This is a genomic window from Methylobacterium sp. J-030, assembly GCF_022829545.1.
Lineage (GTDB): Bacteria > Pseudomonadota > Alphaproteobacteria > Rhizobiales > Beijerinckiaceae > Methylobacterium.
Map to the genome: position 1 here is coordinate 1 of NZ_JAKSYM010000382.1, position 26,774 is coordinate 26,774.

The 26,774-nt window shown below is 69.4% G+C and carries 29 protein-coding genes; 11 read left to right on the forward strand and 18 right to left on the reverse strand.

Features of this window, described 5'->3' with window-relative positions; all coding sequences use genetic code 11:
• The first annotated feature begins 72 nt into the window (after positions 1–72).
• Both MKK75_RS30935 and MKK75_RS30940 read left to right on the forward strand, forming a co-directional pair.
• Entirely contained in the window at positions 73–1,209 is a 1,137-nt protein-coding gene (locus tag MKK75_RS30935) for a glycosyltransferase (RefSeq protein ID WP_244046301.1), read from the forward strand.
• 529 nt (positions 1,210–1,738) lie between these two features.
• Positions 1,739–1,894, forward strand: a complete 156-nt coding sequence (locus tag MKK75_RS30940) for a hypothetical protein (RefSeq protein WP_244046302.1) — start codon at positions 1,739–1,741, stop codon at positions 1,892–1,894.
• A 67-nt stretch (positions 1,895–1,961) separates the two neighbouring features.
• Here the strand turns inward: MKK75_RS30940 and MKK75_RS30945 are convergent, their stop codons facing one another.
• Together MKK75_RS30945 and cutA are read right to left on the reverse strand one after the other, a co-directional pair.
• Positions 1,962–2,573 carry a hypothetical protein gene (locus MKK75_RS30945; protein WP_244046303.1) on the reverse strand — a complete coding sequence of 204 codons (612 nt, stop codon included), beginning with the start codon at positions 2,571–2,573 and terminating at the stop codon, positions 1,962–1,964.
• 322 nt (positions 2,574–2,895) lie between these two features.
• On the reverse strand, positions 2,896–3,225 hold the full coding sequence (gene cutA / locus MKK75_RS30950) for a divalent-cation tolerance protein CutA (RefSeq protein ID WP_244046304.1): 330 nt from the start codon (positions 3,223–3,225) through the stop codon (positions 2,896–2,898).
• A 168-nt stretch (positions 3,226–3,393) separates the two neighbouring features.
• On the opposite strand from cutA, the gene MKK75_RS30955 reads away from it, so the two are divergent.
• The gene (locus tag MKK75_RS30955) at positions 3,394–4,161 is read left to right on the forward strand and encodes an NAD kinase (protein ID WP_244046305.1); all 768 of its coding nucleotides are present in this window, start codon (positions 3,394–3,396) and stop codon (positions 4,159–4,161) included.
• Between the two features lie 9 nt (positions 4,162–4,170).
• Here the strand turns inward: MKK75_RS30955 and MKK75_RS30960 are convergent, their stop codons facing one another.
• From MKK75_RS30960 to MKK75_RS30990, 7 genes are all read right to left on the reverse strand, one after another.
• On the reverse strand, positions 4,171–4,371 hold the full coding sequence (locus tag MKK75_RS30960) for a hypothetical protein (RefSeq protein WP_244046306.1): 201 nt from the start codon (positions 4,369–4,371) through the stop codon (positions 4,171–4,173).
• Between the two features lie 38 nt (positions 4,372–4,409).
• Entirely contained in the window at positions 4,410–4,778 is a 369-nt protein-coding gene (locus tag MKK75_RS30965; protein WP_244046307.1) for a DUF6481 family protein, read from the reverse strand.
• A 107-nt stretch (positions 4,779–4,885) separates the two neighbouring features.
• Complete coding sequence (locus tag MKK75_RS30970; RefSeq protein WP_020090869.1) at positions 4,886–5,095, reverse strand: cold-shock protein; 210 nt, start codon at positions 5,093–5,095, stop codon at positions 4,886–4,888.
• A 341-nt stretch (positions 5,096–5,436) separates the two neighbouring features.
• Positions 5,437–6,564 carry a beta-ketoacyl-ACP synthase gene (locus MKK75_RS30975; RefSeq protein ID WP_244046308.1) on the reverse strand — a complete coding sequence of 376 codons (1,128 nt, stop codon included), beginning with the start codon at positions 6,562–6,564 and terminating at the stop codon, positions 5,437–5,439.
• The gene (locus tag MKK75_RS30980; protein ID WP_244046309.1) at positions 6,561–7,028 is read right to left on the reverse strand and encodes a 3-hydroxyacyl-ACP dehydratase FabZ family protein; all 468 of its coding nucleotides are present in this window, start codon (positions 7,026–7,028) and stop codon (positions 6,561–6,563) included. The genes MKK75_RS30975 and MKK75_RS30980 overlap by 4 nt, the downstream gene beginning before the upstream one ends.
• Positions 7,029–7,053: 25 nt before the next feature.
• Positions 7,054–7,362, reverse strand: a complete 309-nt coding sequence (locus MKK75_RS30985; protein WP_244046310.1) for an acyl carrier protein — start codon at positions 7,360–7,362, stop codon at positions 7,054–7,056.
• A 232-nt stretch (positions 7,363–7,594) separates the two neighbouring features.
• The gene (locus tag MKK75_RS30990) at positions 7,595–8,074 is read right to left on the reverse strand and encodes a hypothetical protein (RefSeq protein ID WP_244046311.1); all 480 of its coding nucleotides are present in this window, start codon (positions 8,072–8,074) and stop codon (positions 7,595–7,597) included.
• On the opposite strand from MKK75_RS30990, the gene MKK75_RS30995 reads away from it, so the two are divergent.
• Together MKK75_RS30995 and MKK75_RS31000 are read left to right on the forward strand one after the other, a co-directional pair.
• Complete coding sequence (locus MKK75_RS30995) at positions 8,064–8,522, forward strand: hypothetical protein (RefSeq protein WP_244046312.1); 459 nt, start codon at positions 8,064–8,066, stop codon at positions 8,520–8,522. The genes MKK75_RS30990 and MKK75_RS30995 overlap by 11 nt on opposite strands.
• A 93-nt stretch (positions 8,523–8,615) precedes the next feature.
• Positions 8,616–9,737: an AI-2E family transporter gene (locus tag MKK75_RS31000; protein WP_244046313.1), complete on the forward strand. Its 1,122-nt coding sequence runs from the start codon at positions 8,616–8,618 to the stop codon at positions 9,735–9,737.
• Between the two features lie 32 nt (positions 9,738–9,769).
• Here the strand turns inward: MKK75_RS31000 and MKK75_RS31005 are convergent, their stop codons facing one another.
• Positions 9,770–10,273, reverse strand: a complete 504-nt coding sequence (locus MKK75_RS31005) for a thermonuclease family protein (protein WP_244046314.1) — start codon at positions 10,271–10,273, stop codon at positions 9,770–9,772.
• A 506-nt stretch (positions 10,274–10,779) separates the two neighbouring features.
• On the opposite strand from MKK75_RS31005, the gene MKK75_RS31010 reads away from it, so the two are divergent.
• From MKK75_RS31010 to MKK75_RS31030, 5 genes are all read left to right on the forward strand, one after another.
• Positions 10,780–12,381: a TolC family outer membrane protein gene (locus tag MKK75_RS31010; protein ID WP_244046325.1), complete on the forward strand. Its 1,602-nt coding sequence runs from the start codon at positions 10,780–10,782 to the stop codon at positions 12,379–12,381.
• 196 nt (positions 12,382–12,577) lie between these two features.
• Complete coding sequence (locus MKK75_RS31015; protein ID WP_244046315.1) at positions 12,578–13,117, forward strand: PopZ family protein; 540 nt, start codon at positions 12,578–12,580, stop codon at positions 13,115–13,117.
• 112 nt (positions 13,118–13,229) lie between these two features.
• Entirely contained in the window at positions 13,230–15,947 is a 2,718-nt protein-coding gene (locus tag MKK75_RS31020) for a valine--tRNA ligase (protein ID WP_244046326.1), read from the forward strand.
• Positions 15,948–16,082: 135 nt separating this feature from the next.
• Complete coding sequence (locus MKK75_RS31025; RefSeq protein WP_244046316.1) at positions 16,083–16,277, forward strand: type II toxin-antitoxin system VapB family antitoxin; 195 nt, start codon at positions 16,083–16,085, stop codon at positions 16,275–16,277.
• Positions 16,274–16,645 (forward strand): type II toxin-antitoxin system VapC family toxin, encoded by a 372-nt coding sequence (locus MKK75_RS31030; RefSeq protein WP_244046317.1) that lies wholly within the window; start codon positions 16,274–16,276, stop codon positions 16,643–16,645. Before MKK75_RS31025 ends, MKK75_RS31030 begins: the two co-directional genes overlap by 4 nt.
• 18 nt (positions 16,646–16,663) lie before the next feature.
• Here MKK75_RS31030 and MKK75_RS31035 read toward each other — a convergent pair whose 3' ends face one another.
• Positions 16,664–17,050, reverse strand: a complete 387-nt coding sequence (locus tag MKK75_RS31035) for a hypothetical protein (protein WP_244046318.1) — start codon at positions 17,048–17,050, stop codon at positions 16,664–16,666.
• A 334-nt stretch (positions 17,051–17,384) separates the two neighbouring features.
• Here MKK75_RS31035 and MKK75_RS31040 point away from each other — a divergent pair, with 334 nt between their 5' ends.
• Positions 17,385–18,914, forward strand: a complete 1,530-nt coding sequence (locus MKK75_RS31040) for a Do family serine endopeptidase (protein ID WP_244046319.1) — start codon at positions 17,385–17,387, stop codon at positions 18,912–18,914.
• A gap of 91 nt (positions 18,915–19,005) precedes the next feature.
• Here MKK75_RS31040 and MKK75_RS31045 read toward each other — a convergent pair whose 3' ends face one another.
• The 7 genes from MKK75_RS31045 to MKK75_RS31075 all read right to left on the reverse strand — a co-directional run.
• Entirely contained in the window at positions 19,006–19,701 is a 696-nt protein-coding gene (locus MKK75_RS31045; RefSeq protein WP_244046320.1) for a phosphorylase, read from the reverse strand.
• 226 nt (positions 19,702–19,927) lie between these two features.
• Positions 19,928–21,925: a squalene--hopene cyclase gene (shc, locus tag MKK75_RS31050; RefSeq protein WP_244046327.1), complete on the reverse strand. Its 1,998-nt coding sequence runs from the start codon at positions 21,923–21,925 to the stop codon at positions 19,928–19,930.
• 41 nt (positions 21,926–21,966) lie between these two features.
• Positions 21,967–23,268 carry a hydroxysqualene dehydroxylase HpnE gene (gene hpnE / locus MKK75_RS31055; protein ID WP_244046321.1) on the reverse strand — a complete coding sequence of 434 codons (1,302 nt, stop codon included), beginning with the start codon at positions 23,266–23,268 and terminating at the stop codon, positions 21,967–21,969.
• Complete coding sequence (gene hpnD / locus MKK75_RS31060; RefSeq protein ID WP_244046322.1) at positions 23,268–24,119, reverse strand: presqualene diphosphate synthase HpnD; 852 nt, start codon at positions 24,117–24,119, stop codon at positions 23,268–23,270. The genes hpnE and hpnD overlap by 1 nt, the downstream gene beginning before the upstream one ends.
• The gene (hpnC, locus tag MKK75_RS31065) at positions 24,116–25,012 is read right to left on the reverse strand and encodes a squalene synthase HpnC (RefSeq protein ID WP_244046323.1); all 897 of its coding nucleotides are present in this window, start codon (positions 25,010–25,012) and stop codon (positions 24,116–24,118) included. Before hpnC ends, hpnD begins: the two co-directional genes overlap by 4 nt.
• Positions 25,009–26,037 carry a hopanoid-associated sugar epimerase gene (gene hpnA / locus MKK75_RS31070; protein WP_244046324.1) on the reverse strand — a complete coding sequence of 343 codons (1,029 nt, stop codon included), beginning with the start codon at positions 26,035–26,037 and terminating at the stop codon, positions 25,009–25,011. The genes hpnC and hpnA overlap by 4 nt, the downstream gene beginning before the upstream one ends.
• A gap of 289 nt (positions 26,038–26,326) precedes the next feature.
• Positions 26,327–26,774: transketolase C-terminal domain-containing protein (locus MKK75_RS31075; protein WP_279594247.1), on the reverse strand; the 448-nt coding region annotated here is incomplete at its 5' end.

Genomic DNA, 26,774 nt, shown 5'->3' on the forward strand with positions numbered 1-26,774 from the left:
CGTGAGGCCTTCGACTCCACCCCGCCCCCGTGCGATGCAGGGACCGGACGAGATTCACCCCCGGCACCGGCCATGACCGACACGATCCTGACGGCTCTGGCCCTGCTCGGCCTGATCCTGGCCCTCCTCCCGGCGGTGCTGGCGGCGGTGAACCTTGCGGTCCTGCGCCGGCCGAAGCCGGAGGCGGATCCCGGCCTCGTCTCGATCCTGATCCCGGCGCGCAACGAGGCCGGGAACATCGCCGCCACCGTCCGCGCGGCGCTGGCCAGCACGATGGTGCCCGTCGAGGTGATCGTCGGCGACGACCATTCCACGGACGCGACCGCGGAGATCGTGCGCGCCATCGACGATCCCCGCCTGCATCTCGTCGCGGTGCCGTCGCTGCCCGAGGGCTGGACGGGGAAGAACCACGCCTGCTTTCACATGGCCGGCCTCGCGCGCGGGCGGCACCTCCTGTTCATCGATGCCGATGTGCGCCTCGAACCCGAAGGCGCGGCCTCCCTGGCGGCGCAGGCCCATCGTACCGGCGCGGCCCTGGTCAGCGGCGTACCCCGGCAGGATCTGGGCACGCTCGGCGAGATGCTGACCGTGCCGATGATCGACTTCCTGCTCCTCGGCTACCTGCCGGTGCCGCTGATGCGTCGCCTGCGTGACCCGTCGCTCGGCGCGGCTTGCGGGCAGCTCATCCTGGTCGAGGCCGAGGCTTACGCGACCACCGGCGGCCACGGTGCGATCCGCACCTCGCTGCACGACGGGGTGCGCCTGCCCCGCTTGCTCCGTGCAGCCGGTTACCGGACGGATCTGGTGGCTGCCGCGGCGCTCGCCACCTGCCGGATGTACCACGACTTCGCGCAGGCCTGGGCCGGCTTCTCCAAGAACGCCCACGAGGGCATGGCGACGGCCCGCGCCCTGCCGGTCTGGACCCTGCTGCTTGGCGGCGGTCAACTCCTGCCGCCGCTCCTCGTGCTAGCGCGCCCGCTCGGCCTGATCCCGACCACCGCCCTGGTCCCGGCCGCCCTGGCCCTCACCCTGTCGCTGGCGACGCGGGCGGCCATCACCCTGGCGGTCCGGGCGCCGCTCGTGACGATCCCGCTCCACCCGGCCGCGGTCGTCGTGGCACTGGCGATTCAATGGAACGTGCTGCTGCGCCGGGAGCGCGCCGGCGCCGCCTCCTGGAAGGGACGTAGTTATCCGGTCAGCGGGACCTGAGGCGTCCGATCGCTACAGCCGGCTTCGCGGCCGCATCCACAGACATAACCGGGCAGCTCTGCGCCGGCCTCACGCCCGGCTGCTTTGCGACACTCAGCGGGTTCGCTGAAGTACTAGTAAGAACTAAACAGATCGTAACGACCAAATCTCATAGATACTAAGAACTATCAAGACATTGCATACTAATATTCTGATATGATCTCTCAGTTATACATATATAGTTCCAAATTTGTGAGCTTGAAATTTTCAATTCTAGAATAAGGTCGAGCAGATTTGTTTTTACCAGATAAACTTGCGAGCAATAGCCATCTGCCGACCGCAAAGAAAGGATTGTTACGTGTGATAATGTCTTGATAAAGCGTTCAGCGCGCACGCAAACGTGAAAAAAACGAGAAATGCCATTCTTAGAAAATAAGAGATCGATGCGTCGACCTTACGAAGGGACGATTTTTGTCCGGTTGGGCAATGGATCCACGGTGAAGGCGGCACGAAGCATCGGGACAACGCGCTGTTCAAGACCTTCGAGGCCGTGCCCGCACAATTCCACCCGGAAGCCTACAACGCCATGATGCACTCCAAGCAGGGCAACAGGGATGCGGCGATCGAGCACGGCGCCGTTCAGAAGAAGTCTGCCGAAATCGGCGCGTGCATCACCCCGATGAAGAAGGATCCCGCCTTCGCATAGGACGGGCGGGGGACCCTTCGTCAGAACCAAGCGGCTTGGCGCACGGCCAACCGCTTCCGCGCGTCGATCACGGTCGGGCCGGCTGGCACGGGCTGGCGTCGTGAGCCTGTCCCGCCTGGGGCTTCAGCGAAACGATGAGCTGGACGTTCGGCACGTCGCCGACCTGCCGGGTCAGGTGCCCGACATGCTTCTCGGGTCCCTGCGGCGTCGATCCCATATCGGCGTTGAACTCCACCTCGCCGGGTCCCTGCTCCAGAACGGAACCATCGGTCGCTTCCACCGACCAACGGCCCGACAGGGTGATCACCCATTGCGGCCCCGGCGCCGTATGCCACGTGCCGACATAGCCGACCGGCAGGACCGCATACTTGATCGAGGCGACCTCGCCCGGGGGGAAGCCGACATATTGCGGCGCGGCCGGCGGGGCATAGCTCTTGAAGATGAAGTTCTTCAGATCGCAGTACTGGACGTGGCTGTGTCCCTTGTCGTCGGCGTAAAGGACGCCGTAGCGCAGGGCCGGCGGCTTGTCCGAGGCGAGACCGGCCGGACCGGACGGCGCCGGCTCGATGGTCATCAGCGGCTCGGCGGTCTTGCCGTCCGCGGCCTGCGCGCCCGTACCATTGACGCAGACGGCCAGAAGCACAGCGGCGGCAAGGCTTGCTCTGTCGAATTGATCCATAGCGTGAGGTCTCTCGAGTTCAGATGCCGATCAGAGCACCGCGGCGTGTTTAGGCGTGATCGGCGACCACGGACAAATCGTTTCGCGGTCTTCGGCGAGAGCCCCGCTCGATCAATACTGGGTGATATACAGCCCACCAGCTCAGGTGCTCATGCGCTCCGCGGCCAGCGCACGTGTCACAAGACTGAATTTTGTCTGCCAGCTGGCGGCCATGCATGGTGCGCTACCGGCCGTCGACTCCGGCCCGTCCACAGACAATTCATGCTTGGCCGGGTCGCCGCTCCACAGACGACGGAAGATTGAGCATGGGGAGGGACACGGTCTACCGGCCGGCCAACCTGGTCTCCGCCAGGATCCAGGCGGCCGTGTCGGCGTCCGCCCCGGCGACCGGCAGGTGCAGGATGACCGGCGTGTCGTAGGGATGGCGTGCCTTCAGGGCGGCCGACAGGGCATCGGCCAGGCCCGCGCGGCTCTTGAGGAGGGCGGCGACTTCCTCGCTCCGCTCGATCGCGCCGTTCCAGCTGTAGACCGAGCGCATGCCCGGCAGCACGTTGATGCAGGCGATCAGCCGCTCCCGCACGAGGGCTTCGCCGATATTCAGCGCCGAGGCCACATCGGGAAAGGTGGTGTAGACGAGGAGCGGACGCTCCATGCTATGCCTCCAACGCGCGCAGTCCAACTCGCGTATTTAAAGTCGCGCAGTCCCGGCGAGTGAGGGGCCTGCGGGGCACCGACGTCAACCGGGCGGTTCGCTCGTCAGCACTGGAGCCGTGACGTGATGACGCCCGACGCGACACACCTGCCCGGCCGCGCCTGACACATGCCAAATTCGAAACGAATCGCCTTCGTGGCGAGCCCGACCGGCCACGCCCGCGAGGCCGCCGCCGCCCTGATGCGCCGCTACGACCACGTCCCGCCCGAGGAGGCCGATGTCGTGGTGGCGCTCGGCGGCGACGGTCTGATGCTGCAGGTGCTGCACCGGTTCATGGACAAACCGAAGCCGATCTACGGGATGAACCGCGGCACGGTCGGCTTCCTGATGAACGAGTTCCGGGACGACGATCTTCTGGAGCACCTGGAGGCCGCGCAGCGCAGCGTGATCCACCCACTGGTGATGGATGTGCTCGACACCGAGGGCCGCCTGCACCGGGCGCGGGCGATCAACGAGGTCTACCTGCTGCGCCAGACCCACCAGACCGCCAAGCTGAAGATTGCCGTGGACGGGCACGTCCGGCTCGACCTGCTGATCGCCGACGGCGTGCTGGTCGCGACGGCGGCGGGCTCGACCGCCTACAACCTCTCGGTAGGCGGCCCGATCCTGCCGCTGGACGCGAAGCTTCTGGCGTTGACCCCGATCTCGGCCTTCCGGCCCCGGCGCTGGCGCGGCGCGCTCCTGCCGGATTACGCGCGGATCCGGATCGACGTGCTCGATGCGCCCCATCGGCCCGTGGCGGCGGTGGCCGACCACACCGAGTTCCGCCGGGTCTGCACGGTCGAGACCTCGCTCGACCGCTCGACCGAGCTGGTGCTTCTGCACGATCCCGGCCACAGCCTCGACGAGCGGATTTTGCGGGAGCAGTTCGGGTGAGCCTGCGGATCAGGCCCGCGGCGCCGCCACGAGGTCGCTCTCGCGAACCGCGCGCTCGCCCCCCTGCGTACGGACGCGGTAGCTCGGCTCGCCCGTCTGGTCCTCCGGCATCAGCCGGAGCACCTCGAACACCTCGCCCGCGCCCCTGTCTCCCGGGAGCCCGAGCTGCGGCCGGCAGACGCGCTGGCCGATCTTGAACTTGTGAGACATGCCGGGCTCCTGGGACGGGGTGTCGATACCGCGGCGCCTCAGCGTCGCTTCTGGGCTTTCGCCTTGCGGGCGAGGTAGCGAGCGTCCCGCTGGGCCTTCTGCTCAGCCTGGAGGGCCTTGGCGCGCTCCTGGGCGGCGAGCTGCTCGACGTGCTTGCGCTCGATCTCGGCTAGGCGCTCGGCCTCGGCCAGAGTGGCGGCGCGCTCGATCTCGGCCTGGCGCTGGGCCGCGCGCTCCGCGGCCCGGGCCTCGCGGGCATCGACGACGGCGCGGCGGGCCGATTGCCGGGCCAGGACGGTCGGATCGTCGGCGGACGGGCGCGCCCGGAAACGGGCCAGCATCTCCGACCGCGCCTTGGCGGCGGCTTCGAGGCGATCGACGACGCCCTGTTTGTTGGGAAAGCTCACAGACACTCCTAAGTCGGGCGCGGCGAAAGCCTGCACCCCGAGGGATCGCAGAAACGAAGAAGCCGCTCCGGAAGGAGCGGCTTCGACGCGAAACGTTTGGCCGGGGATCAGGCCGTCTGGAGCTGGCCGGCGGACTGCTTGCCGCTGCGGCGGTCGGTCTCCAGCTCGTAGGTGACCTTCTGGCCCTCGTTCAGGCCACGCAGGCCGGCGCGCTCGACGGCCGAGATATGGACGAACACGTCCTTGCCGCCGTCATCCGGCTGGATGAAGCCGTAGCCCTTGGTCTCGTTGAACCACTTGACGGTTCCGGTGCTCATGGAAGTCCTTGATCTTCGCAGGCGTAGGGAGAGAAGGCACCTGCCCGTCAGGCATAGCGCCGGCATCGACCGATAGCGATAGGAAAGTCAGAACCGCCCTGCGAAGGCGTAACGGTCCAAGATATCCGGACACGTGCCGATCCCGTATTAGTAGACCGCTCGCGGTTTCCTGGCAAGCGCGGAGAAATATCTCTTGCGCGCAGCAGCCTTGTCGCCCGGGAATTCGTGGCCCGAAGACCGCGGCAATCGACACCGGAGGCATCGGATGAGCGGCGGCCGGCCGAGATTCAACGTGGCGGACGCGCATCAAATCTATGGTCCCGCACCGGAGCCGTGCCCGCTCAAGCCGGACCGAGGCGCAGGACGCCCTCGCCGCGGCGATGCCCCACCACCGTGACGGCGGCTTCGTGAACGCGGCCGGCGGCCACGAGGGCCGCCGCGAGGGCCGCACCGAACGGCGCCGCCGCTTCGAGCCCGTGGCCGATCACGTCCCCCAGGGCGCTGAGGCGGCTGCCGGGGGCAAGCCGTGCCAGGACGGTCCGCTCGTCGGCGGTGATCGGCGCGACGCCGGTCGCGCCGGACAGGACGCGATCGGGCGCCGAGACTCCGGCCTGCCGCCACAGGGCTTGAAGGCTCGCCGCGACGCTGCCGGGCGCGCGCCGGGTCCGGTCGCTCGCCACCGCGTCGAGGCGGGCGAGTGCGCGGGCGCCCCGGGCAGCGGCGTGGGCCTGCGATTCGAGCATCAGGAAGGCCGCGCAGCTCCCGAGGATGAAGCCGCCCTGCGCGCCGCGCTCGAAGACCGGGCGAAACCCGTCCCGGGCGAGGAAGCCGCCCATCTCGTGGATCACCAGCACGTCCGGCCGCTCGGCGCTGTACGAACCGCCGACCAGAATCGCGTCGATCTGGCCTGACGCCACCCGCGCCTGGGCGACTCGCAGGGCGTCGACCCCGGAGGCCTCCTCGCCCATGAAGGTCCGCGAGGCCCCTGTGACCCCGTGCACGATGGCGATGTTGCCGGCGAGCAGGTTCGAGAGCTGGGCCAGGAACAGGGTCGGGCGCAGGTCGTTCTGCAACCGCTCGTTCAGGTAGGCGCCGGGATCTTCGGCCTCGCGCAGGCCCGTCAGGATCGCGCCGTCGACCGTGTAGTCGCGCTCGCCGCCGCCCGCCGCCACGACCAGATGAAGGGCCTGCTTGAAGGCCGCGTCCTCCTTCACGCCCGCGGCGTCGAGGGCGAGGCCCGCCGCGTAGACGCCGAGCCGCTGCCACGCCTCCATCTGGCGCTGGTCGCTGCGCTTGGGGATCTGGCCGTCCCAGACGATCGCGGGCGCCGGATGCACCGGATAGGGCGCGAAGGTCTCCGCGTCGGTGCGGGGTGCTGCCCCCGCGTCGAGGGCCGCGAGATGGGCCTCGACGCCCTCGCCCGCGCAGGAGACGAGGCCGAGGCCGGTGACGACGACGGATCGATTCACGGCTGCACCGGATCGGGAAACAGGCCGATCGCCCGCGCCCGCGCCCGCATCGGCGCATCGAGCCCATCCGGGAACGGCATGGTGCGGAAGCGCAGCTCCGCGTCGCAGAGTGCCTTGCCGGCGTGGCTGATCGCGGCCTTGGTCACCGCGTAGCCGGAGCCGTCATGCTCCAGGCTCGCCGTCACGACGAGGTCCGCCCCCGGCCCGACGAAGGAGCGGAACCGCGCCTTGTCGACCCCGGTGAGGAACGGCATCCGGGCGAAGTCGAGATGGGCAAGCACGAGGTAGCCGGAGGCCTGCGCCATGGTCTCGGTCAGCAGAACGCCCGGCACCAGGGGATGGCCGGGGAAGTGCCCCTCGAAGACCGGGCTCTCGGTCGGCACCCGGGCGAGCGCCTCGATCCGCCCGGCGGCCCGGTCGAGGAGCCGGACGGTATCGATCATCTCGAAATATTCGAGGCGCATGGCGGGACGATCAGCCGGATTAGCGTCAGACCTTGGCGGCCTTCTCGGCCACCAGGCCGTCGATGCGCGCGCACAGGTTCTTGAGCACGAAATACTGTTCGGCCGGGACCTTGCCCTCGTTGACTTCCTGGGTCCAGCGCTCGAGCGGCAGCTTGATCCCGAAGGCCTTGTCGACCGCGAAGGCGATGTCGAGGAAGGCGAGGCTGTCGATGCCGAGGTCGTCGATGGCGTGACTCTCGGGCGTGATCTTGTCCCGCGGGATGTCGGCGGTCTCGGCTATGATGTCGGCCACGCGCTCGAAGGTGGCGCTGCCGTGGGCGGGCTCGTCGGACATGTCTTCTCGCGGGCTGGACGGATTCCGGATCGGTCGGGCGGGAAGCCCCCTCGCCGCCGGACAGCCCGGCACGCCCCGCGCGACCACCCTCAGCGTAGACGGGTCCTGAAACGCGGCCCCGTGGGATGGCGGCGACCTCTACACGAGGGTGTCAGGGGCGGCAACCGTAGCGGCGCTCTGGCACAGGACAACCGTCTGGAGAGCCAGGATAAGGATCATCGGACATCAGCACTTATCGCGGCGGGACCAGGAGGAGCGCCAGGAAGGCCCGCCTCGCGACCGGATCAGCCGTGTCGAGAAGGTTGATGGCCGAGCGGGCCAGGAGGATATAGCGCGCAGCCTCCAAAGGCAGGACGACGTACGTTGGATCGTAATCAGCCAGCATCCGCAGCTCGTTCAACGTGACGAAACTGTCCGCGTAACCGGCAACGGCATCCCCCCAGCCGCCGTCCGGCACGAACCGATGCGCTGAACTCAGCACGTTCAAGCTCCGGGGCGTCCTCCATGCGGGCGAAGCTGATGAGAGGCAGCCCCGTCTCCCCGATATCGAACAGGGCTTCCTTGATCCGACCATGATCGTGATGAGCTGCTCGCCCTTCACGTCTCGCGCTCTGGAAGCCGGGAGGAGAATGACGAGGCGGATCGCGTTCTCACCATCGAAGGTATGGGCGCTCTTGAGCCACGCTTCGAGCGGCATATCGTTGCCGATCACCTCCCGCGTGATCCGCTTCGCGAGTTCAGCCGATTCCCTGAAAGGGCGCTCCCTCATTCGACTCCTATGGGGTCCGCCCGACACCTCACCGAGCGTTCGACCCGGCATCGCGGCTCCCGACCACATCGCCCGTCATGCTGACCGGGCTCCGCCGCAAAGCCGGACCGTCGCGTCCACGCTTGACAAGCGTGCGGATCGCGACGGCCCGGCTCGGGATACGGTCCTCGAACCGCCCATCGTCGATCGCCGCCGATCGCGTGATCATGATCGGCAACCGGACATCCTTCGGTTCACCGGTCATCGGCATACCGAGCCTGCCTCGGTCAATGTGCGCACATCGCGCCACCTGCACACCCTGGTCGCGCAACCTCGGCCGTACCGACGCCGCCGCCGCGTGGAGCACGTCATCCCAGATATCGAAATCAGGACCCTGCGCGCGATTTCGTGAGGCGCATCGTCTTTTTCCCGAAGCAGGTGGCCACCATTCGGGGCGATGCGTTAGCTGACGCGTGAGAATGCGCGTACCCAGGAGACGAGACGGATGCCACCGATCACCAAGCCCGCACCGCCGCCGGTGCGGATCGAGGCGGCGCCCCCCCTGCCGCCGCACGAGCGGGCCCGCTCGCAGGGAGCGGCCCGCGTCCTGCTCGTCCTGGCGCTCTCGGCCCTCGGCCTCTGGATCCTGCATCGGTTCCTGCCGGCGCTCGCCTGGGCGGTGGTGCTCGCGATCGCCCTGTTCCCGCTCTACAACCGGTTGGAGCGCCGCTTCCCGCCCGGCAAGCACAACCTGCTGCTGCCCTCGCTGATGACCGCGGCCGTGGCGCTGGTCTTCCTGGCACCCCTCGCGATCCTCGGCGTCCAGGCGGCCCGGGAGGCCCACGACGTGGCCGAGTTCGTGCGCAACGCCGAGGCCAACGGCATTCCGGCGCCCGAATTCCTCCAGCACCTCCCCTACGGCGCCGCACAGGCCACTACATGGTGGAACGACAACCTCGGCCACGCGCAGGCGGGCTCGGACCTGCTGCACCGCTTCGAGAACCATTCGGTGATCGGCACGTCCCGCAATGTCGGGCGGGAGATCGTCCGGCGGGTCGTGCTGTTCGGCTTCAGCCTCGTGGCGCTGTTCTTCCTGTTCCGCGACTGGCGCACGGTGCGGGACCAGGCGCTGACCGCCTGCCACCGGCTGTTCGGGCCACGGGGCGAGCGCGTCGCCCGTCAGATGGTCGCCTCGGTGCACGGCACCGTGGACGGCCTCGTCCTCGTCGGCCTCGGCGAGGGCTTCCTGCTCGGGATCGTCTACTACTTCGCGGGCGTGCCGCACCCCGTGCTGCTCGGCGCCTTCACGGCCGTGGCGGCGATGATCCCGTTCGGCGCCGCCCTCGCCATCGCCGTCGCGGCGCTGCTGCTGGTGGCGGCGGGCGCCACGAAGGCGGCCATCGTGGTGGCGGTGGCCGGCTTGGTGGTGACCTTCGTGGCGGACCATTTCGTACGGCCAGCCCTGATCGGCGGCACCACGAAGCTGCCGTTCCTGTGGGTGCTCCTCGGCATCCTCGGCGGCGTGGAGACCTTCGGGCTGCTGGGCCTGTTCGTCGGGCCGGCCGTGATGGCGGCCCTGGTGCTGCTGTGGCGGGAATTCACCCAGGGCCACGACGAGACGGCCTGACGCGACGGCAAGATGCGATGGCTTGCGCGGCCCTATTCGTCCGCGCCGGCCCCGGCCGAGGCCTCGACCCGGCGCCGATCCCGGCGCCAATCGGCCGGCTTCTCGAAGGTGCCCGCCCAGATCCCGCGGCGGGTCGCCCAGGCTCGGCCCTCCTGGGCGGCGTAGGCCATGGTCACGTGGCGGCTGGCCAGCGCGAAGCCCTGGCTGGCCATCCAAGCGGACAGGTCCCCTTCGCGGACGTGGCAACGGCCGGTCAGGCGGCCCGCGACCGCAGGGTCCCGACGCTCACAGGTCACCACGCCGCCGCCGATCCGCGCCCGCAGGACCCGCGCAGCCTCGCGGCCGCAGCGGTATTCCAGGCCCGCCGCGGTCTCGCAGCTCTGCGCCGTCTCAGGCGCGTCGATGCCGTACAGGTGGATGCGGATTCCCTCGATCGCGATCGTGTCGCCGTCGATCACGGTCGCCGGGCCGCTGATCGTTCCCGCCGCCGCGGCAGGGCCACAGAGTAGGATTAGGGCGAGCGTCGATCTGATCATCACGGGGGTGTCCACGGTGGAGGCAAGCGGAGGCCGAAGCCCGGATGGTTGCAGGGCAATGTGGCGCCATTGCCGGGAAGCGGCCGGACCCGTCCGCCCGCGGGGGATCATCGGGCGGATCTTCCGGTCGAGAGTCACCGAGCGCCGTGCCTCATCGCGCGCGTCCTATGCCCGTCGATCGGGCCGGGCTTGAAACGGGGGCGGTTGCGCGCACCACCGATCCGGACATTCGGCACTCCGTCCAGCCACCTCGGACGCGCGGACGATGTGTCACCTTAATGCCCCAACTCCCGTACATTCCGACTCCCCCGACCGGTCGGTGCAAGCCAAGGCAACGAATTTGGGCTAAGCGTGACGGTGGGGTGGGCTTGATCTGATACCAGCGGACCGCCTTTAACTTGGCTGTTTTCGTCGCACATATTCGGATCGGAAGAGGCCGGAAGGGCTTGTTCATCGTGACACGACGTCCGCCAGCGAGTCGCTCCACGTTCCGCGCCATCGGAATGATGGCGTCGGGGCTGGCGATCTCGGCAGCGGCCCCGGCCGCCGCCGAGACGCTGGAGAGCGCCCTCGCGAAAGCCTACCAGGGCAACCCGACTCTCAATGCCAGCCGCGCCGGCGTGCGCGCAATCGATGAGAACGTCGCCATCGCTCAGTCGGGGTACCGGCCGCAGGTCAATGTCGGCGCCTCGATCGGAGTCCAGTACATCCAGACCCGCAGTTCCAGCACGGTGGCGGCCGCCGCCGGCGCCGCGAGTACCGGCGCGACCACGGCGACCACCGGGACCTCGCTGAGCGGGACGACCGGCACGGGGTCGAGCAGCGGGACGTCGACCGGCATCGGGACGTCGTCCGGCACCACCGGCATCGGAACCTCCAGCACCGGCACCGCCGGGACGACCACGTCCGGAACGAGCGGTGTGTCGGGGTCCGGCGGCTTGTCGAGCGCCTCGACGGCGACCACGGCGCAGACGATCACGTCGAATCGGACGATCCGCGAAACCTATCTGCCGACCACGGCGAGCCTGACCGTCACGCAGACGCTCTTCAACGGCTTCCAGACCGACAACCTGACGCGCCGCGCCGAATCGACCGTCTACAGCCAGCGCGAGACCCTGCGGCTGACCGAGCTGCAAGTTCTCTACAACGCCGTTCAGGCCTACATGAACGTGCTGAGCAACACCGCGACCCTGGAACTCAACCGGAACAACGTCGAGGTTCTGGAGGAACAGCTCCGGCAGACCCGCGACCGCTTCAACGTGGGAGAGGTGACCCGTACGGACGTGGCCCAGGCCGAGGCCCGCCTCGCCGGGGCTCGTTCGCAGGTCAGCACGGCCGAATCGAACCTCCGCACCAGCATCGGCATCTATCGACAGAACATCGGCGTCGAGCCGCGCCAGCTCGCGCCCGGCCGGCCGCTGGACCGGTTCGTGCCACCCTCGCTGGATGCCGCCATCGACATCGGCCTGCGCGAGCATCCGCAGATCGTCTCGGCGATCCATGCCGTCGACGCGTCGGAGGCGCAGGTCAAGGTTCTCGAAGGCCAGCTCGCACCGAACCTGAGCCTGCAGGGCTCGTTGAGCCAAGTCTACGATCAGAACGGCCCGAACCAGTCCTACTTCGTCGGCTTCGTCGGCGGCCGGCTCAACATCCCGATCTACGAGGGCGGCCAGACATACGCGCAGATCCGGCAGGCCAAGGAGACCGTCGGCCAGAACCGGATCCTGGTCGATCAGGCGCGCGACCAGGTTCGGGCACAGATCGTCAATTTCTGGGGCCTGCTCGAGGCCGCGAAGGCGCAGGTCATCGCCGCCCAGGCGCAGGTCCAGGCCAACGAGGTGGCGCTGAACGGCGTGCGCGAGGAAGCCCGGGTCGGCCAGCGCACCACCCTCGACGTGCTGAACGCGCAGCAGGAGCTGCTGACCTCGCGCGTGAACCTGATCGCCGCCCAGCGCGACCGCGTGATCTACTCCTACGGGGTGGTTCAGGCGATCGGGCAGCTGACGGCCCGGTTCACCGCCCTACCGGTCGAGTACTACAGCGCCAAGGTCCACTACGATCAGGTCAAGGACCTGTGGTTCGGCCTGCGCACCCCTGACGGCCGCTGACACCTTTTCCACGGGGAGTGTGGTGAAAGCACGCTTGCCGCACCGAAACGGCATGGAATACTGATTGAACATCGACCCGATCGGGTCGCGTTCCAGTCTCCCATGCCGAGTGCGCCTGCCGATGAGTGCAGCTAGCCCCAAGATCCCGGACACGAAACTCCAGGACAAGGCTGCCGATAAGGCGCAGGAACCTTCGATGGAAGAGATCCTCGCCTCGATCCGGCGGATCATCGCCGACGATCAGGCGACCAAGCCCGTCGAAGTCATTCCCGAACCGGAGCCCGACGACGTGCTCGACCTCGCCGAGGTCGCCGAACCGGTGATGCGCCCCCGCGCCGTCGCGCCGGCGCCCGAGCCCGAGCCCGAGCCGCTCGATTTCGACGCGATCGATTTCGATGCGCCGGCCTTCGAGCCGGAACCCGAGCGGGTCGCGGCGGCGCCCGCGCCGCTTCCGCCGGCGCCACCATCGCCGCCGCAGCCGGCGGTCCAGGCCGAGCGGCCGCGCGAGCCGGAACCCGCGGCGGAGGCCCTGGTCTCGGCGGCGACCGATGCCAGCGTCAGCGGCGCCTTCAACCTGCTCGCCCACACCGTCCTGACCCAGAACGCCCGGACCCTGGAGGATCTCGTCAAGGAGATGCTCCGGCCGATGCTGAAATCCTGGCTCGACGACAACCTGCCGGCCGTGGTCGAGCGGCTGGTGCGCGCCGAGATCGAGCGGGTCTCCCGCGGCCGCTGAGTGTCTGAGCGCCGGGTTAGGCCCCGTCGGATCGACGGCGTGTTGACGGGAGCGGGCTGACGGTCGAAAGCGGGTCCGACCCCTGTTGGACAAGCGCCCGCCCGTACCCGCGATGATGGACAAGACTTTTGAGCCCGCCTCCGTCGAGGCGCGGATCTCCGCCGCCTGGGACGAAGCGGGCGCCTTCCGCGCCGGCCGTCCCGAGCGCGCCGGGGCGCCCCCCTACTGCATCGTGATCCCGCCGCCGAACGTGACGGGGTCGCTGCACATGGGCCACGCCCTGAACAACACCCTCCAGGACGTGCTCTGCCGGTTCGAGCGCATGCGCGGCAAGGACGTGCTGTGGCAGCCCGGGACCGACCATGCCGGCATCGCCACCCAGATGGTGGTCGAGCGGCGGATGATGGCGCACCAGGAGCCCGGTCGCCGGGAGATCGGCCGCGCGGCCTTCGTCGAGAAGGTCTGGACCTGGAAGGCGGAATCCGGCGGGGCGATCGTCAACCAGTTGAAGCGTCTCGGCGCCTCCTGCGACTGGTCGCGGGAGCGCTTCACCATGGACGAAGGGCTGAGCCGTGCCGTGCTCAAGACCTTCGTGGACCTGCACCGGCAGGGTTTGATCTATCGCGACAAGCGCCTCGTGAACTGGGACCCGAAGTTCCAGACCGCGATCTCGGACCTGGAGGTCCAGCAGATCGAGGTGAAGGGCCATCTCTGGCACTTCGACTATCCGGTGGTCGATGAGGCGGGCGTTGAGACCGGCGCCATCATCACGGTGGCGACCACCCGCCCCGAAACGATGCTGGGCGATACCGGCGTCGCGGTCCATCCCGAGGATGAGCGCTACCGGGCACTGGTCGGCAAGCGCGTGCGCCTGCCGCTGGTCGGCCGGCTGATCCCGATCGTCGCCGACGAATACTCCGACCCCGAGAAGGGCACCGGTGCGGTCAAGATCACGCCGGCCCACGACTTCAACGATTTCGAGGTCGGCCGGCGGCACGGGCTCGGCCTGATCAACGTCCTCGACCCCGAGGGTGGGATGCTGCTCGCCGGCAACGCGGCCTTCCTCGACGGGGCATCGCCCGAGCCGGAGGCCGTGGCGCTCCACGGCCGCGACCGGGCGTCAGCACGCAAGGACGTCGTCGCCCTGATGGAGGCGCGCGGGCGCCTGCGCACGATCGAGCCGAACACCCATGCGGTGCCCCACGGCGACCGCTCAGGCGTCGTCATCGAGCCCTATCTCACCGACCAGTGGTACGTGAACGTCAAGCCGCTCGCCGAGCGCGCCCTCCAGGCGGTGCGCGACGGGCAGACCAAGTTCGTCCCGGACAATTACGAAAAGATCTTCTTCCAGTGGCTCACCAACATCGAGCCCTGGTGCATCTCGCGCCAGCTCTGGTGGGGGCATCAGATCCCGGTCTGGTACGACGCGGAGGGCGCGGTCTTCGTCGCCGAGACCGAGGCCGAGGCACTGGCTCAGGCCGCCGCGAAGCACGGCCGGCCGGTGGCGCTCGAGCGCGACGCGGATGTCCTCGACACGTGGTTCTCCTCGGCGCTCTGGCCGTTCTCGACGCTCGGCTGGCCGGACAAGACCCCGGAGCTGTCGCGCTACTACCCGACCAACACCCTGGTGACCGGCAAGGACATCCTGTTCTTCTGGGTCGCCCGGATGATGATGATGGGTCTGCACCTCACCGACCGGGCGCCCTTCGACACGGTCTACCTGCACACGCTGGTGCGGGACGCGTCGGGCGCGAAGATGTCGAAGTCCAAGGGCAACGTCGTCAATCCCCTGGAGCTGATCGAGAAGATGGGGGCGGACGCCCTGCGCTTCACGCTCTGCGCGCTGGCCGTCCAGGGCCGCGACATCAAGCTGTCGGAGGACCGGGTCAAGGACTACCGGAACTTCACCACCAAGCTCTGGAACGCGGCCCGCTTCGCCGAGCTGAACGGCTGTCGCCTGGACCCGGCCTTCGACCCGCGCGCCGCCACGGGCGCCATCAACCGCTGGGCGCTCACCGAGGCGGCCCGCGCGGTGGAGGAGGTGACGGCGGCGCTGGACGCCTTCCGCTTCAACGACGCGGCGGGCGCCGCCTACCGCTTCGTCTGGAATATCTTTTGTGATTGGTATCTCGAACTCGCCAAGCCGGTGCTGCAGGGCGAGGGCGTCGATCCGGTCGTCCGGTCCGAGACGCAGGCGAGCGTGGCCTTCCTGATCGATCAGGTCGCCAAGCTCCTGCACCCGTTCATGCCGTTCCTCACCGAGGAGCTGTGGGCGATCAAAGGCGCCGACCTGCCCCAGCGCGGCCTCCTGACCCTGGCCGCCTGGCCGGACCTCGCCGACCTCGCCGATACCGCAGCGGAGGCCGAGGTCGGCTTCGTGGTCGATCTCATCAGCCAGATCCGCTCGGCCCGCTCCGAGACGAACGTGCCCGCCGCGGCGCAGATCGCCCTGGTGATGGTCGGCGCGTCCGCGGAAGTCCGGGCGCGGGTCGCGGCGTGGCGGGACACGCTGCTGCGCCTCGCGCGCCTGTCGGAGATCACGTTCGCGGAGACGCCACCGAGGAACTCGGTTCAGCTCCTGGTGCGCGGCAGCGTCGCCGCGCTGCCGCTGGAGGGTGTGGTCGACCTCGCCGCCGAGGTCGCCCGCCTCACGAAGGAGAAGGGCAAGGCGGAGGGCGAGATCAGGAAGATCGACGCCAAGCTCGGCAACGCCGATTTCGTCGCCCGCGCGCCGGAGGAGATCATCGAGGAGAACCGCGAGCGGCGGGAGAGCGAGGCGGCGCGGCTCGCGAAGATTGAGGAGGCGCTCGCGCGGCTCAGCGGGGATTGAGTGTCGGCCCCGGCCAAACCGGGACCGCCTGGTTCGAAAGGGCGCCCGTTCGAACTCTCGGGCAGCAGCCCAGTCCGACGCATCTTGAACGGCATCATCTGACGCGACATTCGATGCGTCGTATGGAGGTGCGCCGTGCGGACGACGATCACGCTCGATGACAAGCTCGTCGAGGGTGCGCAGCGATACTCCGGCATCAACGAGAAATCGGAGCTTCTTCGGGAAGCCCTGCGGGCGCTCATCCAGCGCGAGGTATCCCGGCGCATGATCCTCCTCGGCGGAAGCGATCCGACAGTCGATGACGGACCGCGCCGCCGTGCCGAGCCGTGATCGTCATCGACACGAATGTCTGGATCGACCATCTCAGAAACGCGGATCCAGTCCTGATCGCGCTCCTCGGCGACGGACGCCCGCGCGTTCATCCCGATGTGATCGGCGAATTCGCGCTCGGAACTCTGCGCGATCGGACGACCGTGCTGACTTTTCTTGAGCGGATGCCGCGAGCGCAGCTTGCTGAGCCGGACGAGGTCATGCGCCTGATCTCGGACCATGCGTTGCACGGCCTCGGTCTCGGCGACGTCGATGCGCATCGCCTGGCATCCGCGAAACTGATGCCCGGCTCCCGGATCCGAACGCGCGACCGCCGCCTGGCCGCCGTGAGCGACCGGCTCGGACTGAGCTGCCGCGCAACCCCCTGATCACCTGACCCATCCATCCTACCGACGGGTGCCGAGCGAGCCGCCGAACGGATTGGGGGCGCCGTAGCTGCCGTACGATTGGCTTGCCGATCCCCCGAAGCCGTCCCCCGCAAGGCCACTCGGATGCGTTGAATAGTCCAGCGGCACGTAGGTTCCGGCCGCGCCCCTGTAACCGGGTCTCAGGTTATCAGGGTTCTTGGACAGCAAGTCTTCGCCATAATCATGATGGCGTCGCGTATCGACGCCATGAGTCGCCGGGGCCGTCTTGCGCAAGCTCTTCCGGTCGGCTCGGTGAGCCGAAGCAGGTTCAGAGTCGAAGTAGTCGCAGTAATTCGAATACGTCTCTGCCGCCATCGCGTCAACAACGGACCCGAGAACGATCAAACCGGCGAACACAATCCTCATTGCAGCCTCCAACCGATCTTGCGCGACGAGTCCACAGATCTCGCGAAGCCCCGCCGACGCGCCCGACATCGGGAAAGCGTAACGCGATTTCCCTGCGCGGCCGGTGACGGTTGTTACGAGCCAGCGGTCTTTTTCAACATCTGATGACGGATTGCTGGTGCCTTAGCTTCGTCTGCACGGCGGCACGGACCCGGCCGAATTCGCACGCCGCGCCACCTGTCCAAACCGTAATGTGACCGCCACGCCCGGGTCAGGGGCGGCCCCTTAGACAGGTCGCATCGATCGCCGCGTGAGCCGGCGTCGCCCCGATCATCCCCGAGAGACCGAGACTCCCATGACCGAGACCCGTCCTTCCGGCCGCACCTCGCGCCGCGCCCTCGCCTCGGTGGCCGCCGCCGCGCTGATCGCCGGTGGCGCGCTGGGCAGCGGATACCTGCCGTCCGCCACCCCGGCCTACGCCCAGGCGCTGCCGAAGTCGCCGATCGAGGCCCCCGAGCATCCGCCGGGCTCCTTTGCCGGTATCGTCAACAAGGTGAAGCCGGGCGTGGTCTCGGTGAAGGTCAAGCTCGACGACTCGGCGAGCAGCAGCGACGACGAGGACGGGCCGAACCAGGGCCGCAACCTCCAGAACGTGCCGCCGCAGCTGCGCGAGTTCTTCAAGCGCTTCGGTCAGAACGGCCCCGGCGGCATGCAGCCCCAGCACCAGGGCCCGCGCGGCGCGGTCGGCTCTGGCTTCATCATCTCGGCCGACGGCTACGTGGTGACCAACAACCACGTCGTGGACCATGCCAAGACCGTGCAGGTGACCCTCGATGACGGCCGCACCCTGGACGCGAAGGTGATCGGCAAGGACGCCAAGACCGACGTCGCACTCCTGAAGATCACTGAGGGCTCGAACTTCCCCTACGTGCAGTTCGGCAAGGCCGCGCCGCAGGTCGGCGACTGGGTCGTGGCGATCGGCAACCCGTTCGGCCTCGGCGGCACCGTGACCGCCGGCATCGTCTCGGCCCGCGGCCGCGACATCGGCGCCGGCCCCTACGACGACTTCCTGCAGATCGACGCTCCGATCAACAAGGGCAACTCGGGCGGCCCGACCTTCAACGTCAACGGCGAGGTGGTCGGCATGAACACCGCCATCGCGTCCCCCTCGGGCGGCAGCGTCGGCCTCGCCTTCGCGATCCCCGCCGAGACCGTGCAGGCGGTGGTCGATCAGCTCCGCACCGACGGCAAGGTCGCCCGCGGCTATCTCGGCGTCCAGATCCAGCCGGTGACGCAGGACATTGCCGAGGGCCTCGGCCTCGACAAGGCCAAGGGCGCCCTGGTCGATCATGCCGAGAACGGCACTCCGGCGGCGAAGGCCGGGTTGAAGGCCGGTGACGTGATCGAGAAGGTCAACGGCGACACGGTGGACAGCGCCCGCGAACTCTCGCGCAAGATCGCCGGCATGAAGCCCGGCGCCAAGGTCGAGCTAAGCTACCTGCGCGGCGGCAAGTCCGACACCGCCACGGTGACGCTGGGCTCCATGCCGACCGATGGCACCAAGATGGCCAGCCGCGATGAGGATTCGGGCAACGGCCAGCCGCGGCTCGGCCTCCAGCTCGCCCCGGCCGGTGATGTCGGCCTGTCCGATCAGGGTGTCGCCGTGGTTCAGGTCGATCCCGACGGGCCGGCGGCCGCCAAGGGCATCGAGGCAGGCGACGTGATCCTCGACGTCGGCGGCCAGAGCGTATCGCGTCCCGCCGACGTCGCCGCGCAGATCCGGGCCGCCGAGTCGAACGGACGCAAGGCCGTGCTGATGCGGGTGAAGAGCGGCAAGGGCCAGACCCGCTTCGTGGCGGTCTCGCTCAGCAAGAACAACGGCTGAGGCCGGTTCCGTCCGGCGCGGGATCCCCTCCCGCGCCGCGTGATGACCTCCGATGGGCGCCGGCCGAGCAGGCCGGCGCTTTTTTTTGGTCTCAGCTCGGCACCGGAACGCCGAGTCCCGCGCCGAGCCGCGCGCGACACCGCCCAAGCGTCGCGAAGGCCGCGTTCGAGTCCTTGGCGAGGCGCATCAGATCGCCCAGCCGAGCCCGGCCCCGGGCGAAGGCGAAGAACACCGCGGCGATGTCGGGCTCGCCGTCGGCCGTGAGCGCTTCGGCGGCGAAGGCGGGCAGCGCTTGGCCGGCGGGATCGCAGATCACCCGCAGGGCCGCGAAGGGCAGGCCGTGGCGGCCCGCAAAAGCTGCCGCCACATGCGATTCCATATCGACCGCCGCCGCGCCCGTCGTGGCGCGCAGCTCGGTCTTGCCGTCGACAGCGAGGATGGCCGCGTCGACTCCGGCCAAATCGGCGGGGATCACCCGCGGTCCCATCCCGGACAGGAGGTTGAGCAACGCGGCCGAGAGATCGAGATCGGCCGCCCGCCGCCCATCCTCGCTCACGACGCCGGTCCCGACCACCACGTCGCCGGGCTTGAGCGCGGGATCGAGCCCGCCCGCGATGCCAAAGCTCACCACTGCCCGGCAGCCGGGTGGCACGCGCGCGTCGAGGAGTTGGCGGAGCCGGTGCGGGTTGCCGCCAGCGCCCACTGCCTCGACCCCCCGCCCGGCGGCCATCCGGCGCTCGCGGGCGAGGCCGGTGACGGCCAGGACGGGGGCTGTGGGATCGATCATGGCGCGCTGGTGGACCAGTCCCGCAAGGTCCGCAAGCAGACGCGAGCGCCGCGGGGTCGCGGCGGGTTGATCCTGCGGGGGACTGGGCGCGCCCGCACCCGCGGAATCGCTGTCTGAGGAGGCCACGTGTCGGATACCGGGGCTCGCAGGTCGGTCACCGGGACGGTCGAACGCGCTGCGGTCCGGCGGAGAGAAAGGCCGGCCCGTCAGGACCGGCGCCGCCGCATCACATACCGAACGGGACGCGCCGACTATTGCCGCGCTTCAGGTTGCGATAGCGCGCCATCGCCCAGAGGGGGAAGAACTTCGGATAGCCATGATACCGCAGGTAGAACACCCGCGGGAAGCCCGTGGCGGTGTAGCGCTCCTCCTTCCAGAACCCGTCCGCGCCCTGCGTCCGGGTGAGGAAGTTGATGCCCCGGGTCACGGCCGGGTCGTCGACCGCGCCAGCTGCCATCAGGGCGAGCAGCGACCAGGCGGTCTGGGAGGCCGTGGATGAGCCGGCCTCGAAGGCCGGGTCGATCTTGTACGAGTTGGCGTCCTCACCCCAGCCGCCATCCGGGTTCTGGATGCGGATCAGCCAGGACACGGCCCGTTGGATCCGCGGATCGGCCGGATCGACCCCGGCGGCGTTGAGGGCGCAGAGCACCGACCACGTGCCGTAGATGAAGTTCATGCCCCAGCGGCCGTACCAGGAGCCGTCCTCCTCCTGGTCGTTCAGGAGGTAGTTCACGCCGCGGTCGAGCGCGCGTGACGTTGCGCGGGTCTCGCCGAGCTGGGCCAGCATCCCGACCACGCGGGCGGTCACATCCGCGGTCGGCGGATCGAGCAACGCGCCGTGATCCGAGAACGGGATGTGGTTCAGGTACATGTGGTTGTTGTCGGCGTCGAACGCCGCCCAGCCGCCATCCTCCGATTGCAGCCCCTCGACCCATTCCCGGGCGCGGGCGATCGCGGCCTTGTAGTCCGGCATGCCGGCGACCAGCCCGTGCTGGTGCATGGCGCGGTCCATCGCCATCACCACCACGGCGGTGTCGTCGAGGTCGGGATAGTGGGCGTTGGCGTACTGGAACGCCCAGCCGCCCGGCCGGACCTTGGGCTTGCGCGCCGCCCAGTCGCCGACGATGTCGAGCACCTGACGGGGCTTCAGCCAGTCGAGACCGGCGCGGGCCTGGGCCTCCGCCTCGGGGCCGCCGGCCTCGAGGAGGGCGTGGCACGCGAGGGCGGTGTCCCAGACCGGCGAGACGCAGGGCTGGACGTAGGCTTCCTCGGCCTTCTCGACGACGAGCTTCTCGATGGCGTCGCAGGCGACGCGGACCTGCGGATGATCGGGTCGATAGCCCATCACCTCGTACATCAGCACCGAGTTGACCATGGCGGGGAAGATAGCCCCAAGCCCATCCTCGCCGTTCAGGCGCTCGCTGACCCAGGCGCGGGCCTTCTCCATGGCCCGCTGCCGGCTCTTGCCCGGCATGTGATCCTCGACGGACTGGAGCATCCGGTCGATGAAGCCGAAGATCGGCGTCCAGGGCCACGTGGCATGGGGCGAGCCCGGCCAGCGCCGGACGCTCTCCGGCGGCGTCACGAACAGCTCCTGGATGCTGACACCGCGCGGGTTGCGCGCCCGCGGCTTCGTCGCCTGGAGCACGAACAGCGGCACCACGGTGGTGCGGGCCCAGTAGCTGATCTTGTCGAGGTGGAACGGGAACCACTTCGGCAGGAACATCACCTCGACGGGCATCACCGGCACCGCGCGCCACGGCACCTCGCCGTAGAGTGCCAGAAGGAAGCGGGTGAACACGTTGGCGTTCGCTGCGCCGCCGCGGGCGAGAATACCCTCGCGGGCCCGGCGCATGTGCGGCGCCTCGATGTCGTCGCCGATCATCTTGAGGGCGAAATACGCCTTGACCGTGCAGCTCATGTCGAAGGGCCCCTCGTGGACGAGGGCCCAGCCGCCGTGCCGGCCTTGCGTGCGGCGCAGGTACTGGCCGATCTTGGCCTCTAGACCATCCCGGACCTGCGTGCCGCGGAACTGGTGGAACAGGATGTACTCGGACGGGATCGTGGCATCCGCCTCGAGCTCGAAGCAGATATGCCCATCGTCCTGGGCCAGTGCCGTGAGGGCGCGCGTCGCCTGCGCGACGCCGCGCTCGACATCGTCCAGCGAGATCCCCTGCGTCTTCGACCGCTGAAGCGGCTCGACTTTGCTGACGGCCTCTCTCATCATCCTCGACCTCGAACACCCGCCTCGCGGCGGACGTATGCCTAAGCTGCGCCGCGCAGCCGGGTTCCGGCAGGCGCGACAGATCCGGCGCGCAGGGCGCGCGCGGCAGTTTGGCCCGAGCGTATCGCTCCCTCGATCGTCGACGGCAGACCGGTTGCGGTCCAGTCGCCTGCCAGGACGAGATTCGCGTAGGCGGTTTCGGCCCCCGGGCGCCGCGCGGCTTCCGCCGGCGTGGCCGCGAAGGTCGCACGCTTCTCCTTTACGATCTGCCAGCTGGGCAGTTCCGGCGCAAGGTCGCACAAGGTTGCGATCTCGCTCCAGATCTGGCGGGCGAGATCCTCCCGGGGCACGTCGAGGAGCCGGTCAGCACCGCTGATCGTCACCGAATACCGGTCCGGATAGGCGAAGAGCCACTCCGTGAGCGAGTTCACGACGCCCAGCAGCAGCGGGCTGCCCGGCTTCGGCGTCAGGGCGAAATGCGCGTTCACGATGGAGCGGAATTCCACCGGGGCGAGGAGCCCGGGCAACACCTCGCGGGCCACCCAGGGCGGCAGCGCCAGCACGATCCTGTCCTCGGGGCCGAGCGCCTCGGGGCCGTCCGCGAACAGGAGCTGCCCGGCCCGGCCCTCGCCGAGGTCGAGCCCACGCAGGCGCCGGCCGAACCGGATCTCGCAGCCGCGCGCCGTCAGGTAGCGCAGGGCCGGGTCGACGAAGGCGTAGGACAGGCCCTCCACCGCCACCAGCGGACGGCAGGCCTTGCCGCCCGCCCCCAGGGTCTCGCGCAGGATCCGGGCGGCGAGCCCGACATCGCTGTCCCGCGGCTCGGTGTTGAGGGCGGCGAGCAGCACCGGGTGCCAGAGCCGCCGGTAGAGGTCGCCGTCGCAGGTCATGTGGGCGCCGATGGTGCCGCCCGCGCCCTCCGCCTTGCCGGAGGCGGCCCGCAGGATCCCGAGCGGGGCGAGATAGTCCCGCGCCTTCGTGCCGGGGACGCGGCGCGACGGGCTCATCACCCACCAGGGCAGCCGCCCGGCATTGGGGCGCAGGCGCCAGCGTTCGCCGGTGGCGAGGTCCGCGAAATCGAATGCGGCCTCGTCCGGCCCGACGAGGGCGTCGGCGGGGGCGCCGACCGTCTTGAGGAAGCCCAGCGCGTCGGCATTGCCGGAGAGCAGCAGATGGTTGCCGTTGTCGAGTGTCAGGCCCAGCGCCGGATCGTAGTAGGAGCGGCAGCGCCCGCCCGCCTGCTTGGCGGCCTCGTGCAGCACCACCCGCGCGCCGGATTCGGCTAGCGCGACCGCGGCGGACAGGCCGGCGAGACCGGCCCCGACGACGTGAACGGTTCCCATCAGACGATGCCGTGCCGGAGGGCGACGCCGAGCAGCGCGAGCTTGCCGGGCTTGACCCGGGCCCGGGGCATGGCCCAGCCGCGGGCGAGCACGGCCTTCAGGTAGAGGTGATAGGCGGCCGCCATCAGCCGGGCGGCCTTGGTGGCCTTGCGCGGGCTGCGCCGGATGATCTCCCAGGTTGCCTGATAATGCTCCTCGGCCTCGCGGGCGAGGGAGAGGCAGACCTCGCCGATGCGCGGATGGCTGATCGCCTGAACCGGCGTCGGATCGGTGAGGCCGATCGCGTGAAGTTTCTCGCGCGGCAGGTAGAGGCGGCCGCGCTCCGCATCCTCGTCGATGTCGCGCAGGATGTTGGTGAGCTGGAGCGCCCGCCCCTCATGCCACGCGAGCCGGATGCCGTCCGCCTCCGGCATGCCGAAGATCCGGACCGACAGGCGGCCGACCGCGCTGGCGACCCGGTCGCAGTAGAGGTCGAGGGTCTCTGCATCGGGGGCGACGATGTCCGCCATCGCGTCCATTGCCATGCCGTCGATGACCGCCTGGAAATCCTCGCGCTTCAGGCCGAAGCGGCGCACCGGCTCCACGAGGTCGCGCACCCGCGGGGCCGGGCGGCCGGCATAGAGGGCATCGATATCGGCCCGCCAGCGGTCGAGTTCGGCCTGCCGCACGGGCCGCGTGCCGCCGTCGTCGGCGACGTCGTCCACGGCCCGGCAGAAGGCGTAGACCGCGTACATTGCCTCCCGCCGCTCCTTCGGGAGCAGGCGCATCGCCGTGTAGAACGAGGAGCCAGCAGCCGGGAGCGCCGGGGCAGCGCCCTGCTCGGCGGGCGCGGGGGTCGCGGTGGCGCTCACGAACGGCTTCCTTGAGCGGCGGCCCGGACGGTCCGACCCCGAAAGGGCCGGCGGGCCAGGGTGGCGGCGACGCCGCCGAGCGCCGTCAGGGCGAAGGCAGCCTTGCCGTGATGAACGTTCTCGGAGAGCGGATCCCGCTCGGTCAGGCCCTGGGCCAGCACGACGGCGAGCCGGTGGATCGCGGCGATCTCCAGAGACAGGCGCAGATCGTCGATCAGGTCCGGCAGGACCGCGCCCTCGTCGAGGAGGGTGAGGCACTTCCGCGCCAGCTCGCGGATCACGGCCCGGAGCTGCGGCGGCGCCTCGGCCTCGCCGAGCATCGCCACGCTGGCGCCGTGGCGGTCGAGGGCGTCCTGCGGGATGTAGACCCGGTCGAGACCGGCGAAATCCTTGCCGCAATCCTGCAGGTGATTGATGATCTGGAGCGCCGCGCAGATCGCGTCGGACGGCCCCCAGACCCGGGTCGGGTCCTCGCCGTGGATGTCGAGAACGAAGCGCCCCACCGGCATGGCCGAGTAGCGGCAATAGTGGATCAGCTCGTCCCAGTCGGCGTAGCGGCTCTTGCTCGCGTCCATCCGGAACGCGTCGAGCAGTTCCAGGGCATGGCGCGGCGGCAGTGTCCGTGCGGCGAGTTCGCGCTTGAGCGGCTCCGCCTCCGGATCGGACGGGCCGGCACCGGTCAGTGAATCGGCGAGGCGATCAAGGATTTCGATCTTGCGCTCGGGCGACAGCTCGGCATGATCGGCGACGTCGTCGCCGGCTCGGACGAAGTTGTAGAACGCCAGGATCGCACCCCGGTGGCGCGGATGGATCAGGTGCGAGGCGACGGGGAAGTTCTCGTCGCGGTGCCCCTTGCCGGAGCGCGCCGCGGTGGCGGAATCGAGGGTGCTCATGCGAGGTACCCCGCGGCACGGAACCATGCGATCGCGTCCGACAGGCCCTCGCGATAGGGCCGGGCCGTGTAGCCCAGCTCGGCGCGCGCCTTCGTGTCCGAGAAGAACATGCGGTAGCGCGACATGCGGATGCCGTCGATCGTCGCGAAGGGCTGCTTGCCCGTCACCCGCGCGGCGAGCTGGGCGAAGAACGCCACAGGATAGACCGCCGCCCGCGGCAGGTTCACGGTCGGCGGCTTGCGCCCGACCATCCCGGCGATGTCGGCCAGCATCTGCGACAGGAACACGTCCTCGCCGCCGAGGATGTAGCGCTCGCCGATCCGGCCCTTCCGCAGCGCCAGAAGGTGGCCCTGCGCCACGTCGTCCACATGGGCGAGGTTGAGGCCGGTATCGACGAAGGCCGGCATCTTGCCGAGCGCCGCCTCCTGGATGATCCGGCCGGTGGGCGTCGGCTTCACGTCGCGGGGACCGATCGGCGTCGAGGGATTGACGATGACGGCCTTGAGCCCGTCCCGGGCGACCATCTCCTCGACCACGCGCTCGGCCACGACCTTGCTGCGCTTGTAGGCGCCGATGGCGGTCTCCGGGGTCAGCGGCATGGTCTCATCGGAGGGCGTGATCCCGTCGGCGGGCGGCTTGATGGTGGCGACGCTCGACGTGTACACCACCCGCTCGACGCCCGCCTCCAGGGCGGCGCGCATCATCAGGCGCGTGCCGTCGCGGTTGGTGCGGACGATTTCTTCCCTGTCCGGGGCCCAGAGCCGGTAATCGGCCGCGGCGTGGATCAGATAGCGCTGCCCGCGCATCGCCGCCGCCACGGCGGCCGGGTCGCGCATGTCGCCCTCGGCGATCTCGACGTCGGTCCAGGTGAGGTTCGTCCGCGGGCTCGACGCGCGCACGAGGATGCGCACCGGGAAGCCGGCACGACGGAACACGTCGACAAGGGCCGAGCCGAGGAAGCCGCTCGCGCCGGTGATCAGCACGGGGCCGACCTCGGGGGAGCCGGGGGTTGTGGCCTCTGCCATCACGGATCTGGACGGTTACCAAACGTCATTGCGGCCGGGAATGTCCAGCCGCGGCGCGCTTGTGTCACCGAACCGCCCGAGCGGCAAGATGAGGCGGCGGGGGTGGGGGATCCGGAGCCGCTGCGCGGCGCTTCCTGTGCTGGGTCCCAGATCAGGTTCCGCTTCGCTCCACCTGTCCAGGAAAGGGGTGATGAAGCATGAAACGCCCCCCTGTCCCGGGCGCATGAAGCGCCGGCGGACTGCGAGCCGGGAACCAGCACGGGACGCGTCGCGGAGCGACCCAACGGGATCAGGCGAGCCGCAGCCGCGACCGCCCTTCCTTGCGCTCCGGCAGGGTACCGAGGGCGGTCTTGACGATGGCCTGGGCGTCGAGGCCGGCCTGGGCGTACATCGTCTCCGGACTGTCCTGGTCCTGGTAGATGTCCGGAAGCGTCAGCGTCCGGACCCGCACCCGGCCCGCATCCAGCGCCCCCTTCTCGGACAGGAGGTGCAGAACCATCGCCCCGAACCCGCCCCGGGACCCCTCCTCGATCGTGATCAGCACCTCGTGGTCCCGCGCCAGATCCAGGATCAGCGCCTCGTCCAGCGGCTTGGCAAACCGCGCATCCGCAACCGTCACCGCGATGCCCTGATCCGCCAGCGTATCGGCCGCCTTCAGCCCCTCCGCCAGACGCGTGCCGAGCGACAGGATCGCCACCCGCGCCTCCGCGTCCGCCCGCACCACCCGGCCCTTGCCC

Excerpts from the sequence above, each read along its gene's own strand:
- MKK75_RS31040 (WP_244046319.1), top strand. The coding sequence starts at position 17,385 with ATGACCGAGACCCGTCCTTCCGGCCGCACCTCGCGCCGCGCCCTCGCC.
- MKK75_RS30935 (WP_244046301.1), top strand. The coding sequence starts at position 73 with ATGACCGACACGATCCTGACGGCTCTGGCCCTGCTCGGCCTGATCCTG.
- MKK75_RS30955 (WP_244046305.1), top strand. The coding sequence starts at position 3,394 with ATGCCAAATTCGAAACGAATCGCCTTCGTGGCGAGCCCGACCGGCCAC.
- MKK75_RS31015 (WP_244046315.1), top strand. The coding sequence starts at position 12,578 with ATGGAAGAGATCCTCGCCTCGATCCGGCGGATCATCGCCGACGATCAG.
- MKK75_RS31010 (WP_244046325.1), top strand. The coding sequence starts at position 10,780 with ATGGCGTCGGGGCTGGCGATCTCGGCAGCGGCCCCGGCCGCCGCCGAG.
- MKK75_RS30985 (WP_244046310.1), bottom strand. The coding sequence starts at position 7,362 with ATGTCCGACGAGCCCGCCCACGGCAGCGCCACCTTCGAGCGCGTGGCC.
- MKK75_RS30945 (WP_244046303.1), bottom strand. The coding sequence starts at position 2,573 with ATGGATCAATTCGACAGAGCAAGCCTTGCCGCCGCTGTGCTTCTGGCC.
- cutA (WP_244046304.1), bottom strand. The coding sequence starts at position 3,225 with ATGGAGCGTCCGCTCCTCGTCTACACCACCTTTCCCGATGTGGCCTCG.
- MKK75_RS31035 (WP_244046318.1), bottom strand. The coding sequence starts at position 17,050 with ATGAGGATTGTGTTCGCCGGTTTGATCGTTCTCGGGTCCGTTGTTGAC.
- MKK75_RS31045 (WP_244046320.1), bottom strand. The coding sequence starts at position 19,701 with ATGATCGATCCCACAGCCCCCGTCCTGGCCGTCACCGGCCTCGCCCGC.
- MKK75_RS30980 (WP_244046309.1), bottom strand. The coding sequence starts at position 7,028 with ATGCGCCTCGAATATTTCGAGATGATCGATACCGTCCGGCTCCTCGAC.
- MKK75_RS31000 (WP_244046313.1), top strand. The coding sequence starts at position 8,616 with ATGCCACCGATCACCAAGCCCGCACCGCCGCCGGTGCGGATCGAGGCG.
- hpnC (WP_244046323.1), bottom strand. The coding sequence starts at position 25,012 with ATGAGCACCCTCGATTCCGCCACCGCGGCGCGCTCCGGCAAGGGGCAC.
- shc (WP_244046327.1), bottom strand. The coding sequence starts at position 21,925 with ATGAGAGAGGCCGTCAGCAAAGTCGAGCCGCTTCAGCGGTCGAAGACG.
- hpnE (WP_244046321.1), bottom strand. The coding sequence starts at position 23,268 with ATGGGAACCGTTCACGTCGTCGGGGCCGGTCTCGCCGGCCTGTCCGCC.
- MKK75_RS30970 (WP_020090869.1), bottom strand. The coding sequence starts at position 5,095 with ATGAGCACCGGAACCGTCAAGTGGTTCAACGAGACCAAGGGCTACGGC.
- MKK75_RS31005 (WP_244046314.1), bottom strand. The coding sequence starts at position 10,273 with ATGATCAGATCGACGCTCGCCCTAATCCTACTCTGTGGCCCTGCCGCG.
- MKK75_RS31020 (WP_244046326.1), top strand. The coding sequence starts at position 13,230 with ATGATGGACAAGACTTTTGAGCCCGCCTCCGTCGAGGCGCGGATCTCC.
- MKK75_RS30960 (WP_244046306.1), bottom strand. The coding sequence starts at position 4,371 with ATGTCTCACAAGTTCAAGATCGGCCAGCGCGTCTGCCGGCCGCAGCTC.
- hpnA (WP_244046324.1), bottom strand. The coding sequence starts at position 26,037 with ATGGCAGAGGCCACAACCCCCGGCTCCCCCGAGGTCGGCCCCGTGCTG.